At 63.4% G+C, this 17,173-nt stretch carries 13 protein-coding genes; 9 read left to right on the forward strand and 4 right to left on the reverse strand.

Annotated features, from left to right (window positions below):
• Nucleotides 1–24: 24 nt before the first annotated feature.
• The 3 genes from AAIH46_RS13600 to AAIH46_RS13610 form a co-directional block, all read right to left on the reverse strand.
• Nucleotides 25–1,179: an ABC transporter permease gene (locus AAIH46_RS13600; protein WP_430306404.1), complete on the reverse strand. Its 1,155-nt coding sequence runs from the start codon at nucleotides 1,177–1,179 to the stop codon at nucleotides 25–27.
• Nucleotides 1,179–2,258, reverse strand: coding sequence for a microcin C ABC transporter permease YejB (locus AAIH46_RS13605; protein ID WP_430306405.1), 1,080 nt, complete (start codon nucleotides 2,256–2,258; stop codon nucleotides 1,179–1,181). Before AAIH46_RS13605 ends, AAIH46_RS13600 begins: the two co-directional genes overlap by 1 nt.
• 202 nt (nucleotides 2,259–2,460) lie before the next feature.
• Nucleotides 2,461–4,299: an extracellular solute-binding protein gene (locus AAIH46_RS13610; RefSeq protein WP_430306406.1), complete on the reverse strand. Its 1,839-nt coding sequence runs from the start codon at nucleotides 4,297–4,299 to the stop codon at nucleotides 2,461–2,463.
• Nucleotides 4,300–4,512: 213 nt separating this feature from the next.
• Between AAIH46_RS13610 and mepA the strand changes: the two genes are divergently transcribed.
• The 7 genes from mepA (at nucleotide 4,513) to AAIH46_RS13645 (ending at nucleotide 11,497) form a co-directional block, all read left to right on the forward strand.
• Nucleotides 4,513–5,550, forward strand: coding sequence for a penicillin-insensitive murein endopeptidase (gene mepA / locus AAIH46_RS13615; RefSeq protein ID WP_430306407.1), 1,038 nt, complete (start codon nucleotides 4,513–4,515; stop codon nucleotides 5,548–5,550).
• A gap of 94 nt (nucleotides 5,551–5,644) precedes the next feature.
• The gene (locus AAIH46_RS13620; RefSeq protein ID WP_430306408.1) at nucleotides 5,645–6,019 is read left to right on the forward strand and encodes a methylglyoxal synthase; all 375 of its coding nucleotides are present in this window, start codon (nucleotides 5,645–5,647) and stop codon (nucleotides 6,017–6,019) included.
• Nucleotides 6,020–6,041: 22 nt separating this feature from the next.
• The gene (locus AAIH46_RS13625; RefSeq protein WP_430306409.1) at nucleotides 6,042–7,067 is read left to right on the forward strand and encodes a glucokinase; all 1,026 of its coding nucleotides are present in this window, start codon (nucleotides 6,042–6,044) and stop codon (nucleotides 7,065–7,067) included.
• Nucleotides 7,068–7,177: 110 nt separating this feature from the next.
• On the forward strand, nucleotides 7,178–8,962 hold the full coding sequence (locus AAIH46_RS13630; protein ID WP_430306410.1) for an ABC transporter ATP-binding protein: 1,785 nt from the start codon (nucleotides 7,178–7,180) through the stop codon (nucleotides 8,960–8,962).
• 30 nt (nucleotides 8,963–8,992) lie between these two features.
• Nucleotides 8,993–9,814 carry a 4-hydroxy-tetrahydrodipicolinate reductase gene (gene dapB, locus AAIH46_RS13635; protein WP_430306411.1) on the forward strand — a complete coding sequence of 274 codons (822 nt, stop codon included), beginning with the start codon at nucleotides 8,993–8,995 and terminating at the stop codon, nucleotides 9,812–9,814.
• Nucleotides 9,815–9,846: 32 nt separating this feature from the next.
• Complete coding sequence (locus AAIH46_RS13640) at nucleotides 9,847–10,482, forward strand: 2,3-bisphosphoglycerate-dependent phosphoglycerate mutase (RefSeq protein WP_430306412.1); 636 nt, start codon at nucleotides 9,847–9,849, stop codon at nucleotides 10,480–10,482.
• Between the two features lie 328 nt (nucleotides 10,483–10,810).
• The gene (locus tag AAIH46_RS13645) at nucleotides 10,811–11,497 is read left to right on the forward strand and encodes a DUF1045 domain-containing protein (protein WP_430306413.1); all 687 of its coding nucleotides are present in this window, start codon (nucleotides 10,811–10,813) and stop codon (nucleotides 11,495–11,497) included.
• 44 nt (nucleotides 11,498–11,541) lie between these two features.
• Here the strand turns inward: AAIH46_RS13645 and polA are convergent, their stop codons facing one another.
• On the reverse strand, nucleotides 11,542–14,541 hold the full coding sequence (gene polA / locus AAIH46_RS13650; RefSeq protein ID WP_430306414.1) for a DNA polymerase I: 3,000 nt from the start codon (nucleotides 14,539–14,541) through the stop codon (nucleotides 11,542–11,544).
• Nucleotides 14,542–15,055: 514 nt separating this feature from the next.
• On the opposite strand from polA, the gene AAIH46_RS13655 reads away from it, so the two are divergent.
• Nucleotides 15,056–15,496 (forward strand): MarR family winged helix-turn-helix transcriptional regulator, encoded by a 441-nt coding sequence (locus tag AAIH46_RS13655; protein WP_430306415.1) that lies wholly within the window; start codon nucleotides 15,056–15,058, stop codon nucleotides 15,494–15,496.
• 106 nt (nucleotides 15,497–15,602) lie between these two features.
• Entirely contained in the window at nucleotides 15,603–16,985 is a 1,383-nt protein-coding gene (locus AAIH46_RS13660) for a M20/M25/M40 family metallo-hydrolase (RefSeq protein ID WP_430306416.1), read from the forward strand.
• Nucleotides 16,986–17,173 lie beyond the last annotated feature (188 nt).

Here is a 17,173-nt window from a genome sequence, read left to right on the forward strand (position 1 = left end):
AAATGCGTCCGAAGACGATCCGGTTCACCCGAAGGTCTTGCGCGGATCGAAAGCGTCGCGCACCGCCTCGCCGATGAAGATCAGCAGCGACAGCATGATCGACATGGAGAAGAACGCCGCCAGACCCAGCCACGGTGCCTGCAGGTTGTTCTTGCCCTGAGCGATCATCTCTCCCAGCGACGGCGAGCCGGGCGGCATGCCGAAGCCGAGAAAGTCGAGCGAAGTGAGCGTGGCGATCGAGCCCGACAGGATGAAGGGCAGGAAGGTCAGCGTTGCCACCATGGCGTTGGGCAGAAGGTGACGGAACATGATCGTCCAGTCGCCGACGCCGAGCGCTCTTGCCGCTCGCACGTATTCGAAGTTTCTCGCCCGCAAAAATTCGGCGCGCACGACATGCACGAAGCCCACCCATTCGAACAGCAGCATGATGCCGAGCAGCACGAAGAAGCCGGGCGGCAAGATGGCTGCGATGATCAGCAGGATGTAGAGAACCGGCATCGACGACCAGATCTCGATGAAGCGTTGCATCAGAAGGTCGGTCCAGCCGCCGAAGAAGCCCTGGATGGCGCCGGCCGTAACGCCGACGATCGCCGAGCAGATGGTGAGGGCCAGGCCGAACAGCACCGAGATGCGGAAACCGTAGATCAGCCGGGCGAGCACGTCGCGCGCCTGATCGTCGGTTCCGAACCAGTTGAGGTTGCCGAGCCGGCAATTCACATCCTCGGCGCCTTGCGGATAAGCGCTGCAGCGTTCGCCCGCATCCATCAGCCAGAAGGGCGGGGTCGGCGCCGAATGCGGGATGGACGAGTTGACGGTCTGGTAGGAGTAGCGGATCGGCGGCCAGATCATCCAGCCATTGCTGTTGATCTCTTCCTGGATGAAGTCGGAACGGTAGTCGGTGGTCGCCAGGAAGCCGCCGAACTTCTCTTCCGGATAGTTCACCGCTACCGGAACCAGGATCTCGCCCTTGTAGGACACGAGGATCGGCCGATCGTTGGCGATCAGCTCGGCGCAGAGCGACAGCCCGAACAGCACGAGGAAAATCCAGAACGACCAGTAGCCGCGCCGGTTGGCCCTGAAGTTCTGCAGCCGGCGGATATTCGTCGGTGCAAGCCAGGGCCTGCGCGGCGGAGCGGCTCCGAGATTGTCTCGGTCGATGGTGGAAGCATTGGAGGTCATCATACCTCCCGCTTTTCAAAATCGATCCGCGGATCGATCCACGTATAGATGAGATCCGAGACAAGGCTGACGACGAGGCCGAGTAGCGAGAAGATGTAGAGCGTGCCGAAGACGATCGGATAATCGCGGTTGACGATCGCCAGGTAGCCGAGACGGCCCAAGCCGTCGAGCGAGAAGATGTTCTCGATCAGCAGCGAACCGGTGAAGAAGGCCGAGATGAACGAGGCAGGGAAGCCGGCGATGACGATCAGCATGGCATTGCGGAAAACATGCCCGTAGAGCACGCGCCGTTCCGGCAGTCCCTTGGCGCGCGCCGTCACCACATACTGCTTCTTGATCTCGTCGATGAACGAGTTCTTGGTCAGCAGCGTCGTCGTGGCGAAGGCCGACAGCGACAGGGCGATCAGCGGCAGCGTCAGGTGCCAGAAATAATCGAGGATCTTCTGCCACCAGGGCAGTTCGCTCCAGTTGTCGGAGACGAGGCCGCGCAGCGGGAACCAGTCGAAGAACGAGCCGCCGGCAAACACGACGATGAGCAGGATGCCGAACAGGAAACTTGGCACCGCATAGCCGACGACGATGATCCCGGAGGTCCAGACATCGAAGGCCGAGCCATCGCTGACGGCCTTCTTGATGCCGAGCGGAATGGAGATCATGTAGGAGCCGAAGAGGATCCAGACACCGAGCGATATGGAGACAGGCAGCTTGTCGAGGATCAGCTCGATTACCGAAGTATTGCGGAAGAAGCTTTCGCCGAAATCGAAGCGGGCGTAGTTCCACATCATCTCGAGGAAGCGCGTCAGCGGCGGCTTGTCGAAGCCGAACTGCTTTTCCAGCCGCTCGATCAGCTCCGGATCCAGACCCTGTGCGCCTCGATAGCGCGCTTCATCGCCGCCGCCGAGCTGCTGGACGTCGGAGCTTCCGCCGAGCCTGTCACCACTGTCGGATCCCTGGATCTGGGCGATCACCTGCTCGACCGGGCCGCCGGGGGCGAATTGCACGACGAGGAACGAGATCCCCATGATCCCGACGATCGTCGGGATCATCAGCAACAGGCGCCGCAGGATATAGGCGCCCATCAGTGCGCTCCGCCTGGGCAGCCGTCAGCGCTGCGGGTCTCGTTGGAAATCGGGCACTCGGTCATTGCAACTCTCGTTGGCTTCTTCTCATCGGGGAATCAGCGATCCGCTCATTTGGACTGTTTGCACCGGCTAGCACAAGCGCTCTCGCCTTCGCCGTAAGGAGATCCAGGCCCCTCACCGTCGTTGGATAGGCCGGCGGTCACTGCTTCGCCTTCGCCCACCAGATGTCCGGGAAGCCGATGCCATACTCCGGCAGCGTCTGCGGATGCGCAAGCCGGTTCCAGTAGGCGATCTTGGTCTCGCCCGTGTAGAACAGCGGCATGACGTAATGCCTGGCGAGCAGGACTCGGTCCATCGCCTTGACCGCCGCCACCTGTTCGTCGCGATTGGGTGCCGCCGTGATCATCCCGATCAGCGTGTCGATTGCCGGATCGGCGATCCCCGCATAGTTGCGCGATCCATTGCGGCCGACCGATTGCGAGCCCCAGTAGTCCGCCTGTTCATTGCCGGGGTTCATGGTCTGCGCCCAGACACTCCAGATGACATCGTAGTCGAAGCTGCGAATGCGGTTGATGTATTGCGAGGCGTCGACGGTACGGATGCGGGCATCGATGCCGATTTTCTTCAGGCTGGCGACGAAGGGCAGCACCGATCGCTCCAGCGCGGGACTGTTCAGGAGGATTTCGAAGCTCATCGGCTGGCCGGTCTTGGTGTTGACCATCCGGTTGCCCTTCAGCTCCCAGCCGGCCTCCTTCATCAGGGCGATCGCCTGCCGGAAATTGTCGCGAACCTTCTGCGGATCACCGCCTACCGGGTTTGTGTACGGCTTGTTGAAGACCTCCGGCGGCACCTGGTCCTTGATGCCTTCGAGGATTTCGAGTTCGCGTCCCTGGGGCAGGCCGGAGGAGGCAAGTTCAGTGCCCCAGAAGAAGCTGTCGACGCGCTTCAGACCGCCATAGGCGAGGTTCTTGTTCAAATCCTCGAAGTCGAAGGCATAGTTCAGCGCCTCGCGAACCCTCTCGTCCTTAAAGATGTCGCGGCGCATGTTCGGCACCATGGCCTGCATGACGCCGGTGGCGCGGAACTGGTTGGGAAGCGCCTCGCGCACCACCCGGCCGTCCTTCACCGCATCGAATGCGTAGCGGGTGGCCCAGCGGCTGGAACTGCTCTCCTGATAATAATCGACAGTGCCGGCGCGGAAGGCTTCGAACTCGACGTCCGGATCGGCAAAGTAGGTGTAGCTGATGGTGGCAAAATTGTGCTGCCCGACGTTGATCGGCAGATCCTTGCCCCAATAGTCGTCGCGGCGCTCGTAGCGGATGGTCGAGCCTGGCTGCACGGCGCCGATCTTGTAGGCGCCGGACCCCATCAGCGGCTCCAGCGTCGTGCGTGAAATGTCGCGCTGCTGACCACGGGCATCCTTGCCCTCCCACCAGTGCTTCGGCAGGACCGGAAAATCTCCGACGATGGCGGGAAGCTCGCGGTTGTTCTTCTCGTCGAATCGGAAGGTGACTTCACGGTCGCCGGTCTTCTCGGCAGCGGTCACATGACGGTAGTAGCTGGCAAGCTGCGTGCTGTGCTGCTTGGCAGCATCGAAGCTGAAGATCACGTCCTCTGGCGTCACCGGCTGTCCGTCGGCCCATTTTGCCTCCGGCCGCAGCCGGAAGCTCGCCGACGACATGTCGTCTGGAACGGCCACCGCTTCGGCAAGCAGTCCGTAGCTAGCCAGAACCTCATTCTCGGAAGTCTTGAGCAGTGTCTCGAACACGAGGGTCGTTCCCAAGGCCGGGCTACCGCGGTCGATCAGCGGATTGAAGCTGTCGAAGGTGCCTTCCGCCGACAGGCGCAGTTCGCCGCCTTTCGGCGCGTCAACGTTCACGTAAGGGAGCGCCTTGAAATCCCGCGGCAGTTTGGGCTCCTCGAGCACCGAGATCGCGTGCCGCCAGGTCGGCTCCTGGGCCCCGGCGACCAGCGGCACCCAGGCCATGGAGATCGTGGCGAGCGCCGTCAGACCAGTTCGCAGGTGCGCCAGGAGCATGCAGCTTTTCCTCGTAATGTTCGACCGATGTCGAGGAACATAAGACAAAGCGGGCCAAAATACAGTCGCACCGTCTCACAAGCTTTTTATCACGTCGCCTTCGTTACGCCGTGATCGGCGCGCGACGGATTCACGACAGGCCCAAATCAGTCTAGATTGACGGGCGCAAGCTTGCACGGCCTTCGCCGCGCTCAATCAGGTAAATGACAGTCGATGCCGAACCCACCCTTCTTGCTCCGCCGGCTCACCATCTCCTCGCTCGGGCTTCTGATGACACTCGCGGTTGGCGCTCCGGCGGTTGCCGACCAGCCCGCCAAGCAGGCTTTCGGCGCCGTGGCTATTCCAAGCGCCGGCGCGCCGCAGCCCGTCGGCTCCTACGCCAAGGGCTGCATTTCCGGCGCCGTGGCACTGCCGGACGATGGACCGCACTGGCAGGCGATGCGCCTGTCGCGCAACAGGCACTGGGGCATGCCGCAAACGATCGCGACGCTGCAACAGCTGTCGCAGGACGCGGTGCGACTTGGCTGGGGCAACGGCATCCTGGTCGGCGACATGTCGCAACCGCGTGGGGGCCCGATGGCATCGGGACATGCGTCCCATCAGGTAGGCCTCGACGTGGATGTCTGGTTCACGCCGATGCCAGACAAGCGCCTGACGCCTGCAGAGCGCGAGACCATCCCCTTCACCTCCATGCTCGACAAGAGCAAGTTCCTGACTGTCGACAGCCGGCGCTGGACCAGCACCTCCGCACGTCTGGTGATGACGGCTGCAAGCTATCCGCAGGTCGAGCGGATTTTTGTCAATCCGGCGATCAAGAAGAAGCTCTGCGAAAGCTGGACCGGCGACCGCTCGGATCTTGGCAAGGTCCGTCCAATGTACGGCCATGACGAACACTTCCACATTCGCCTCACCTGTCCGCCGGGCGTCGCAAGCTGCAAGCCGCAGGCACCGGTGGCATCCGGCGACGGCTGCGACAAGTCGCTGGCATGGTGGTTCACTCCGGAGCCTTGGGCCAAGCCGAAACCCGATCCGAATCGCAAGCCACCGCCGCCGCCAAGGCCTGTGATGGTTTCGGACCTGCCGAAGGCCTGTGCCGCGGTTCTGGCCGCCCCGAGTTCCAGCTCCGGCTCTGCGGTTCGCGCGTCCATGACGGCGTCTCCGGCCGAACCCGAGACCGCCGTGCCGGCTGCCGCTGTGGTTCCGGTCCTACCGGACACGGCGCCGGAGCCACGACCGCGGCCGACAAATTGATCCTGCGGCCGTAAATCGATTTAAAGCCTTCCATTGCGAAACACCTTCGGTGTAGAGAACGAGCCTCCCGAGAGAAGCCGAGGAACGAGGTCTCGTGACGGAAAAGCCCTGCATCGCGCTCATTGCGCATGACCAGAAGAAAGCCGAAATGGCGGAGTTCGCGCAGCGCCACGAGAAGGTGCTGGCCGGTTTCCGCATCGTTGCCACCGGAACCACGGGAGGACGCGTGCAGGAAGCCTGTCCCAGCCTCTCCGTCACTCGGCTGAAGAGCGGACCGCTGGGCGGCGACCAGCAGATCGGCGCGATGATCGCCACCGGCGAGGTCAGCATGCTGATCTTCTTCACCGATCCGCTCACGCCCCTGCCGCACGATGTCGACGTCAAGGCGCTGACGCGGCTTGCCACCGTCTATGACATCCCGATGGCGCTGAACCGCGCCACGGCCGAAAAACTCGTCGACTTCCAGTAAGTCCGCCGCACGGAGCCCCTTGATGGCAAGAGATTTTCACAGCGACGCACCGCTGGCCTTCCCGATCCTGATTGGCGATATCGGCGGAACGAATGCGCGGTTCTGGGTTCTGGCCGACAGTCTTGCCGAACCGCAGCAGTTTCCCAATGTCCGCACTGCGGATTTCGAGACAATCGACCAGGCCATCCAGCAGGAGGTCCTCGACAAGACGTCCAAGCAGCCGCGATCGGCAATCCTCGCCGTGGCCGCCCCCATCGAGGGCGACGAGATCCCGCTCACCAATTGCGACTGGATCGTCCGGCCGAGACGGCTCATCGAACAGCTGGGCTTCAGCGACGTGCTGGTGATCAACGATTTCGAGGCGCAGGCGCTGGCGATCGCGTCGCTGTCTCCGGACGACCGCATGCCGGTCGGTCCGCGTACCGATGCCCCGGTCGCCTCGCGCGTCGTGCTCGGGCCCGGCACCGGCCTCGGGGTCGCCGGACTGGTGCATGCCCGCGACATGTGGTTTCCGGTGCCCGGCGAAGGCGGGCATGTCGATCTCGGTCCGCGCAGCGAGCGCGATCTTGCGATCTTTCCGAACATCGAGCGGATCGAGGGACGCGTCGCCGGCGAGCAGATCCTCTGCGGTCGCGGCCTCGTCAATCTCTACCGCGCCATCTGCAAGACCGACGGTATCGAACCGATCTACAACGATCCGGCCGATATCACCTCGCATGGTCTGTCCGGCCACAACCCGCAGGCGTTCGAGACGCTGACGCTGTTCGTCACCTATCTCGGCCGGCTTGCCGGCGACATGGCGCTGATCATGATGGCCAAGGGCGGCGTCTATCTGGCCGGCGGCATTTCGCAGAAGATCATCCCGGCCCTCAAGCGACCGGAGTTCCGCGCAGCGTTCGAGGACAAGGCACCGCATACGGCGCTGATGCGCCAGATTCCCACCTTCATCGTCACGCATCCGCAGGCGGCACTCGCGGGACTGGCGTCCTATGCGCGGACGCCCGAGCAGTTCGGACTGGCGACGGACGGACGTCGCTGGCGGGGGTAGTAATGCAACAGCCGGCTGGAATCTAAACGGTGCTTCTAGCCAAAGATGGCACGACTGGTTAAGACCCCAACGCGCGGCCATCTTGCCGCACCGATAAGGGAAGACCTTTTTTGGACGCAGTCGACACAGCGAAGAAGCGCAAGTCCCTCGTGGATTCCGGCACCGTCACGGGCGTGCTGAAGCGGATCATTGCCGAAAACGGCCGCGAGCACCTGGGCGGATATGCGATTGCGATCTCCTGTCTGGTGGTGGTCGCGCTGTCGACCGCCTTTACCGCCTGGATCATGGAATCGGTCGTCAACGAGGCGTTCGCCAACAAGCGGGCCGATCTCGTCTGGATGATCTGCGGGGCGATCTTCATCGCCTTCGTGCTGCGTGGCCTTGCCACCTACGGCCAGGCCGTGACGCTGTCGAAGATCGGCAACAACATTGTCGCGCAGTACCAGCGCCGGCTTTATGCCCATCTGATGACCCTGTCGGTCGGCTTCTACAGCGAATCCCGCTCCGCGCATCTTGCCGCCCAGATCAGCCAGAACGTCAACGGCATCCGTGACGTGCTGAACCTCACCGTCACGTCGACGGCGCGCGACTTCCTGACGCTGGTGGCACTGATCGCCGTCATGGTCAGCAAGGATCCGATCCTGTCGCTGATCGTCTTCGGCGTCGCCCCGCCGCTCCTTTATGCGCTCCGCTACGTATCGAAGCGACTGCGCAGCGCCACCAAGGAATCGGTGGAGCTGAACAGCCACGTCGTCGGCGCCATGCAGGAAACCATCCAGGGCATTTCCATCGTCAAGTCGTTCACGATGGAGAAGGAACTCAGCCGCAAGGTCAACGGCATCATCGACGCCGCCGAGAACCGGGCGAACCGCATTGCCCGCCTGACCGAGCGCACCTCGCCGCTGACCGAAACGTTCGCAGGCCTGTCGATTTCCAGCGTGCTGGCCTATGCCGCCTTCCGGTCGATCTACGACGGCGTACCGCCCGGTGCCTTCTTCGCCTTCGTCGCGGCGCTTCTGATGGCCTACGACCCGGCTCGCCGACTGGCGCGCCTGCAGGTGCAGATGGAACGCGCCGTGGTCAACGCCCGGATGATCTACGAGCTGCTGGACCTGCAGCCGCAGCAGCGCGAAGAGCCGAATGCGCGGGACCTGGTGGTCACCGAAGCGCGCATCGAGCTCAAGGGAGTGACCTTCCGCTACGGCGGCGGCGACCAGATCCTGAAGCAGGTCGACATCGTCGCCGAGGGTGGCAAGACGACGGCTCTCGTCGGCCCTTCGGGTGCCGGCAAGTCGACGATCATCTCGCTGATCCCGCGTTTTTACGATCCGGCGGAAGGCGCCATCCTGATCGATGGCCAGGACATCGCCAAGGTCACCAAGTCGTCGCTTCGCCGTCATCTCGCCTACGTCTCGCAGCAGCCCTACCTGTTCGAGGGAACGATCCGCGACAATATTCGCTACGGCCGCCCGGAAGCTACCGATGCCGAGGTGGAGGAGGCCGCGAGGCTCGCCTATGCGCACAGCTTCATCATGGCGCAGCCGCAGGGCTACGAAACACCGGTTGGCGAGAACGGCGTGACGCTGTCCGGCGGCCAGCGGCAGCGGCTGTCGATCGCCCGGGCACTGGTCCGCAACGCGCCGATCCTGCTGCTTGACGAAGCGACGTCGGCGCTCGACAACGAGTCCGAAGCCGCCGTCCAGAAGGCACTCGATACGGCGATGAACGGCCGCACGGTGGTCGTCGTCGCGCACCGCCTGTCGACCGTCGTCAAGGCTGACAAGATCATCGTCATGGCGGAAGGCCAGGTAGTCGAGGAGGGTAACCACGAGGCGCTTGCACGGCGCCCCGACGGGCTTTACGCTCGGCTGAACAATCTTCAAACACCCGTCTGACGGGACGCAGAACGGAGCCGAAATTTCCGCATGAGCGAACATGACATGAAGCTGGTGGTCGTGGGCGCCGCAGGACGCATGGGCCAGACGATTATCCGCGTCATCCAGCAGATGCCCGGCGTCAGGCTGCATGCCGCCGTCGAGCGCGAAGGTTCACCGTTCATCGGCAAGGACGCAGGCGAATTGTCCGGCGCCGGCTTCGTCGGCGTTCCGATCACTTCCGATCCGCTGGAAGCCTTCCTGCATGCGGAAGGCGTCATCGACTTCACCTCCCCCGCCGGCTCCGTCGAGTTTGCAGCACTTGCCGCTCAGGCACGCATCGTCCACGTCATCGGCACAACCGGCTGCTCGACTGCCGACAACGAGAAGATCGCCGCGGCCGCGCGGCATGCGCGGGTGGTCAAGTCCGGCAATATGAGCCTCGGCGTCAACCTGCTCGGCGTGCTCGTTGAACAGGCCGCCAAGGCGCTTCCGGCCAGCGGCTGGGACATCGAAGTGCTCGAAATGCACCACAAGCACAAGGTCGACGCGCCTTCCGGCACGGCTCTGCTGCTGGGCGAAGCCGCCGCCGCCGGACGCAAGATCGACCTGGCTGCCCAGTCGGTGAGGGTCCGCGACGGCCATACCGGCGCCAGGAGCGAAGGCACGATCGGCTTTGCGACGCTGCGCGGCGGCTCGGTCATCGGCGAGCACTCGGTGATCCTTGCCGGCGAAGGGGAACTCGTGACCCTCTCCCACAGCGCTCTCGATCGTTCGATCTTCGCCCGCGGCGCGATTGCCGCCGCTCTCTGGGCACGGCCGGAAAAGCCCGGCCTCTACTCGATGCTCGACGTGCTCGGGCTTACCCGCTAACTCTCAGATCATAGACCTTCCTGGAGGAATTCATGACCGGCACACTCGTCCTCGTTCGCCACGGTCAGAGCGACTGGAACCTGAAGAACCTGTTCACCGGCTGGAAGGACCCGGAACTCACCGAGCTCGGCGTGCAGGAAGCGAGTTCCGGCGGCGTGGCCCTGGCGGCAACCGGGATCAAGTTCGACATCGCCTTCACCTCCGAACTTAAGCGTGCGCAGGAGACCTGCCGGATCGTGCTCGACAAGGTCGGCCAGAGCGACCTCGAGACGATCCGCGACGTGGCGCTCAACGAGCGCGACTACGGTGATCTCTCAGGTCTCAACAAGGATGACGCGCGCGCAAAGTGGGGCGAAGAACAGGTGCACATCTGGCGCCGCTCCTACGACATCCCGCCGCCGGGCGGCGAAAGCCTGCGCGATACCGGTGCACGGGTCTGGCCTTACTATCTGACGGAGATCCTGCCGCGCGTGCTGCGTGGCGAAAAGGTTCTGGTTGCCGCACACGGCAACTCTCTGCGGTCGCTGGTGATGGTCCTCGACCGGATGAGCAAGGCGGAAATCCTTAAGCTCAACCTCGCGACCGGCGTTCCGATGGTCTACCGGCTCAACGCCGATTCGACCGTCGCTTCCAAGCAGGTGCTGGGCGACATGTCCGGCGCTCACTAGGCAGCGAGCAGCACAAGATGGTGGGAAGCGCGTCGTTTCCGGGGCGCATCCCTTACTTGGCGTACCAGTAGGCCGTCAGAACGCCGCTGGCGGCAAAGACCGAAATGAAGGTGGTGAAGATAACGGTTGCGTCCATGATCCTGTCTCCTTTTACGAGCGGTCAACGCAGCGAGTATCAATTTCGTTGCATCCCCCTCTTTAACACCCATCACATCCGGCTGAGCTGACACGTCGATGTCATGATCGCAGCTTAGCTGTCGCTGCCTCGCAGACGGTTAGCCGACAGGGCTGAACCCGGATGCGGCGCTTCAATCAGGTGACATTTCGCATGCGTTACGCCGTCTATTTTACTCCACCCGAAGCACATCCGTTGACCAGCGCCGCTGCAATCTGGCTTGGACGCAATGCTTTCGATGACGCGAAGCCATCGATTTCAGTCCCGCAGACCGATCTCGCCCACGATCAATGGCTGACGGCAACGGCGGAACCGCGCCGCTACGGCTTTCACGCGACGCTGAAGGCGCCGTTCTCGCTTTCCCCCGATATGCAGGCGCACACGCTTCACGAGGCGTTCCGCAGCTTCTGCCGGACGACTTCGGCAACCGTCATCCCACGGCTGGTGCTGGCCCAGCTGGGTCCCTTCTTCGCTCTTGTTCCGGATGGGGAATGCCACGCCGTGGCAGAGCTTGGCGCGTCCTGCGTTCAGGCCTTCGAACCCTACCGCGCCCCGCTCTCAGAGGCCGACATGGCGCGCCGCAAGCCTGAGCGGCTCACCGCCCGGCAGCGCGAGAACCTGGAACGCTGGGGCTACCCTTACGTCTTTGACGAGTTCCGCTTCCACATGACCTTGACCGGGCCGATCGAGACCGCCGACCAGCCGCGGATGCGTGCGATCCTCGAGGAGCGCTTCGCCCCCTTCGTCGGCCAGCCGCTTCAGATCGAGCACCTCGCATTGTTTGTCGAGGAAGAGCGCGGATCGCCGTTCAAGGTCGCCGAGCTTCTGCCGCTCGCCTAATCGCGAGCGGCGCGGCCGCTACCCCATGGATCCGTTCGCCAAGATCAGTGGGCTTCGTCCCAGTTCAGGGCGGCGCGGGCATCGACCTTCAACGGCACCCGCATATCGAGCGCCGGCATTGCTGAATGCTCCATGGTCCGCACGATGACCGGCATCGCCGCGTCGATCGCATCCTCCTCGACCTCGAAGATCAGTTCGTCATGCACCTGCAAGAGCATCCGCGCACGCTCCGCGAGGCCTGACTTTTCCAGCGCCGGCTCGATCTGCACCATGGCCCGGCGGATGATGTCGGCGGCCGAGCCCTGGATCGGCGCGTTGATCGCCGCCCGCTCGTTGAACGCGCGCACCGACGGGTTGGACGACTTGATTTCCGGATAATGGGCGCGGCGGCCGAAGATGGTTTCGACATAGCCATGTTCGCGGGCAAACGCCTTGGTGCTTTCCATGTAGTCGCGGATGCCCGGGAAGCGCTCGAAATAGCGCTTGATGTAGTCGCCCGCCTCGGACCTCTCGATCGACAGCTGATTGGCGAGACCGAAGGCCGAGATGCCGTAGATGATGCCGAAGTTGATTGCCTTGGCGCGGCGCCGGACATCCGCCGACATGCCATCCACCGGAACGCCGAACATCTCGGATGCCGTCATCGCGTGGATATCCACGCCATCGGCAAAAGCCTGGCGCAACTGCGGGATGTCTGCGACGTGGGCAAGCACGCGCAGTTCGATCTGGCTGTAGTCGGCCGACAGCAGCCTGTGGCCTGGCGTCGAGACGAAAGCGGTGCGGATCTTGCGGCCTTCGGCATTGCGCACCGGAATGTTCTGCAGGTTCGGCTCAGACGAGGAGAGGCGCCCGGTCGAGGTTGCCGCCATCGAGTAGCCCGTGTGGACGCGCTTCGTCTCAGGATGCACGTAGCCCGGCAGCGCATCCGTGTAGGTGGACTTGAGCTTGGTCAGCTGGCGCCAATCGACGATCTTGCGCGGCAGCGGCTCGCCCTGGGCTGCAAGATCCTCGAGAACCTGCGCCGACGTCGACCACTGGCCGGTCTTCGTCTTCGACCCTCCGGCAAGCCCCATGCGGCCGAACAGGATGTCGCCAAGCTGCTTTGGTGAGCCGATGTTGAAGCGTTCGCCGGCAAGCTGGTAGATCTCGTCCTCGAAGGCTGCTGCCTTCTGCGCCAGTTCGCCGGAAAGCCTCGACAGGATCTGGCGGTCGACGGTGATGCCGCGCTCTTCCATGCGCGCCAGAACCGGTACCAGCGGCCGTTCAAGCCGTTCGTAGACGCGCGTCAGACCTTCGGCCGCCAGCCGCGGCTTCAGAACGAGCCATAGCCGCAGCGTCAGATCGGCGTCCTCAGCAGCATACGTCGTCGCCTTGTCGATATCGACGAGGTCGAGCTTGACGGCCGATTTGCCGCTGCCGGCAACTTCCTTCAGCGGGATGGGTGTATGACCCAGCCACCGCTCAGCGAGCGGCTCCATGGCATGATTGCCCTGGCCTGCCTCCAGCACATAGGAGATGAGCATGGTATCGTCGAAGCTCTGCATGGTGATGCCATGCCGCTTCATCAGCAGGTAGTCGTATTTGAGGTTCTGCGCGACCTTCAGCACCGCCGGGTCTTCCAGCAGGTCCTTCAGAGCCGCAAGGCCCTGCGCGAGCGGCACCTGGTTGTCGACGAGCTTCACGCCCTCGCTGAACAGATCGTCGGAGCCGGCCTTGTGGGCGAGCGGCACGTAAGCCGCACGGATGGTCGAAGCCGCCGGTCCGGCGCGGTTGTCCTGCACGGCCAGCGAGACGCCGACGAGTTCCGCCTGCATCGGGTCGATCGACGTGCTCTCGGCGTTGAAGGCGACGATGCCGGTGTCGCGGGCCGCAGCGATCCACGTGTTGAGGGTCTCGAGATCGCGGATCGTCACGTAGCCGCTGTGATCGATCGGGTGACCGGAAAACGCTTCGTGGCGGGCGGCGGCCACGTCTGCCGCACGGCCGCCGTCGAGAGAGGCTTTCGCCTTGCCGGATGTCCTGGCGGAAGGTACCGAAGCGCCTGGCTGGGCGGCGAGATCCTGGTTGTGCTCTACGCCGGGATCGAGGTCAGGACCATGGGCCGTCGGTCCCCACTCGACCAGAACCTCCGCCGGCTCGATGGCGCTTGCGTCGCAGTCGCAGGCATCCGCCACGCGGCGCGTGAGCGAGCCGAATTCCATGGCCTTGAGGAAGCCGATGAGCTTCGGCCCGTCCTGCTTTTCGAGCACCAGCGCGTCGAGCGGCATGTCCAGCGGAACATCGGTGCGCAACTCGACCAGACGGCGCGAAAGCCGCGCCTGCTCGGCATTGGCGATGATGTTCTCACGCCGCTTGGCTTGCTTGATCTCACCGGCACGCGTCAGCAGCGTTTCCAGATCGCCGAATTCTTCGAGCAGCTGGGCCGCGGTCTTCGGACCGATGCCCGGAATGCCGGGCACGTTGTCGACAGAATCGCCGACCAGCGCCTGCAGGTCGATCATCTTTTCCGGCGGAACGCCCCACTTCTCGATGACGTCCGGGATGCCGATCTGCTTGTCCTTCATGCTGTCGTACATGTGGACGTTCGGCGTCACCAGCTGCATCAGGTCCTTGTCGGAGGAGATGATGGTGACGTCGGCACCGATGGCTTCGGCGGCTCTGGCATAGGTGGCGATGATGTCGTCTGCCTCGAAACCGTCGGTTTCGATGCACGGCAGGTTGAAGGCGCGCGTCGCCTGGCGGATCAGGCTGAACTGCGGCACCAGCTCTTCCGGCGGCGCCGACCGGTTGGCCTTGTAGTCCTCAAAGAGCTCCTTGCGGAAGGTCTTCGAGGAGTAGTCGAAGATCACCGCGAAATGGCTGGGCGTGACGCCTACATTCGTGTCGCGGGCGTTGGTCAGCAGCTTCCACAGCATGTTGCAGAAGCCGGAGACGGCACCGATCGGCAGGCCGTCCGATTTGCGCGTCAGCGGAGGCAGGGCATGGAACGCCCGGAAGATGAAACCGGAGCCGTCGACGAGGAAAAGGTGATCGCCATTTTTCATGGGCGATGGATAGCGCGGCGCGCGGCAAAGGTCCATCCGCCAGCATCGCGCGGCCAGTGAATTCCACGGTCTGAGCTGCCCCCGGTGACCGTCGACGCGCTCCCAAGTCTTCCTGGTATCTTCACCGTAACGTTACCGCTTTGTAATTTTCAGATGCCTTGAAAACCCCAGCCAGTGGAGCCATTTCGGTTTCATCGGCGATTGATCACGCCGTTGTCTGGTTGCTGGCCTGTCCCCCGCCGCGCCAGACCTGGGCAAAGGCCTCACCCCCTCTCCGGGCCTTTGTCCTTCCATCACCGCCACGGCCTTCCCCCTCCCGGGCCGTGGCGGTTTTCATCTGGCCGTTCAGCTCGCAGCCAGGCCGCTTTCCCAACAGTTCGATAATCGATAGAGTGCTATGCAGCTTCGGCGCGGGCATCCGCACATCTTGTTCTCTCGCTGGCAGTGCCTCGACGAGATCAGCGACAACGCGGGGCACTGCGCCTTCAACAGCAACGGCAAGGGATGTCGCTCCATGGGCTTTGAACGCTCGGATTCCCTCCTCTATCTCGCCAGCCGCCTGACGAAGACCTTGGCGCGCGCGCTGCACAAGCGGGCCGCCGCGCTCGGCTTCTCGCCCGGCCAGTTTCCCGTCCTTCTTGCGCTTTGGCATCAGGACGGGCTGACGCAGAGACAGCTTCTCGATCGTCTGGAAGTGGAGCAGGCGACGCTTGCCAATACGTTGGCGCGCATGGAGCGCGACGGGCTGATTGCCCGCAAGCCGCACCCGAAGGACCGGCGGGCGCAGATCATCGAGCTGACCGAGCGCGGCCGCGATCTGGAACGCGTGGCGACGGAGGCCGCGGCGCAGGCGGATGCCGAGGTGTTTGCCGGTTTTCGGCTGTTCGAGCAGGAATTGCTGAAGGAGTATCTTCGCAAGGCAGCTTCCAATGCCAAGAACCTCGACCAGCTCTGAGTTCGCCGGCTTCCAGGAAGCGCAAAATCCCGATTTCGCGGTTTCCCTCGCCAGCCGAAGGGTTTAGGTTGAGGCTTATCCTATCATCCGCAAGGCAGATCCCCTGATGACCGACCTAACTTCCGTCCTCGAGCAGGCCGACCGCAATCTCACGTCCAGCCTCGACCGCCTGTTCGAGCTGGTGCGCATCCATTCCATTTCCACAGATCCGGCCTACAAGGCCGAGTGCCGCAAGGCTAGCGAATGGCTGGTGTCGACCCTCAACGAGCTCGGCTTTACCGCCTCGCTGCGGGACACGCCCGGTCATCCGATGGTGGTGGCACATCACGATGCGGCTTCGTCCGATGCCCCGCACGTCCTCTTCTACGGCCATTACGACGTGCAGCCGGTCGATCCGCTGTCGCTGTGGGAAAATGATCCGTTCGACCCGAAGATCAAGGATATCGGCGAAGGGCGCAAGGTTATCACCGGCCGCGGCACCTCCGACGACAAGGGCCAGTTGATGACCTTCGTCGAAGCCTGCCGCGCCTACAAGGAAATCAACGGCAGCCTGCCGGTGAGAATCACCATCCTGTTCGAAGGCGAGGAAGAATCCGGTTCGCCGTCGCTGAAGCCTTTCCTCGAAGCCAATGCCGCAGAACTGAAGGCGGAATACGCGCTCGTCTGCGATACCAGCATGTGGGACGCAGAGACGCCGGCAATCGCCGCGACGCTGCGCGGCCTGGTCGGCGAGGAGATAACGATCACCGCAGCAGACCGTGACCTACATTCCGGCCTGTTCGGCGGCGCTGCCGCAAACCCGATCCACATCCTCACCAGCATCCTCGCCGGCCTGCGCGACGAAACCGGCCGCGTCACGCTCGACGGCTTCTATGACGGCGTCGAGGAGACGCCGCAGAACATCAAGGCAAGCTGGGACAATCTCGGCCGCTCCGCCGAAAGCTTCCTCGGCGAAGTGGGACTGTCGCAGCCTTCCGGTGAGAAGGGCCGTTCCGTCCTCGAGCTGACCTGGGCTCGGCCGACCTGCGAAGTGAACGGCATCTGGGGCGGTTACACCGGCGAAGGCTTCAAGACGGTCATCGCTGCCAAGGCCTCGGCCAAGGTCTCCTTCCGGCTTGTCGGGGAACAGGATCCGGCGAAGATCCGCGAGAGCTTCCGCAACTACGTGCGCTCCGGCATTCCGGCCGACTGCAGTGTGGAGTTTCATGAGCATGGCGGCTCACCCGCGATCCAGCTCGCCTATGATTCGCCGGTCCTGACCAAGGCCAAGGCGGCGCTTTCGGATGAATGGCCGAAGCCCGCGGTGGTGGTCGGCATGGGTGGCTCGATCCCGATCGTCGGCGACTTCCAGACCTACCTCGGCATGGACTCGCTGCTCGTCGGCTACGGGCTGATCGACGATCGTATCCATTCGCCGAACGAAAAGTACGACCTCAACTCGTTCCACAAGGGCATCCGCTCGTGGATCAGGATCCTCGCAGCGCTCTGACGCTGTCTGAACGCGCCTGCGCCACCAACCGTGGAGCAGGCGCAGGCTCACCTGACTGACATGCCTCAGAGAGAGCCGCAAAAACAAAAAGGCCGGGACTGAGCCCGACCTTTCATACCCGTTTCCACCTGCCAGTACATCCGTGGTCAAACACGAAACGGGTCCGGCATTTCGATCGCTGCGGCTTT

It is taken from the genome of Rhizobium sp. 0TCS1.26 (genome assembly GCF_050455525.1).
In the GTDB taxonomy this organism is placed as follows: domain Bacteria; phylum Pseudomonadota; class Alphaproteobacteria; order Rhizobiales; family Rhizobiaceae; genus Neorhizobium.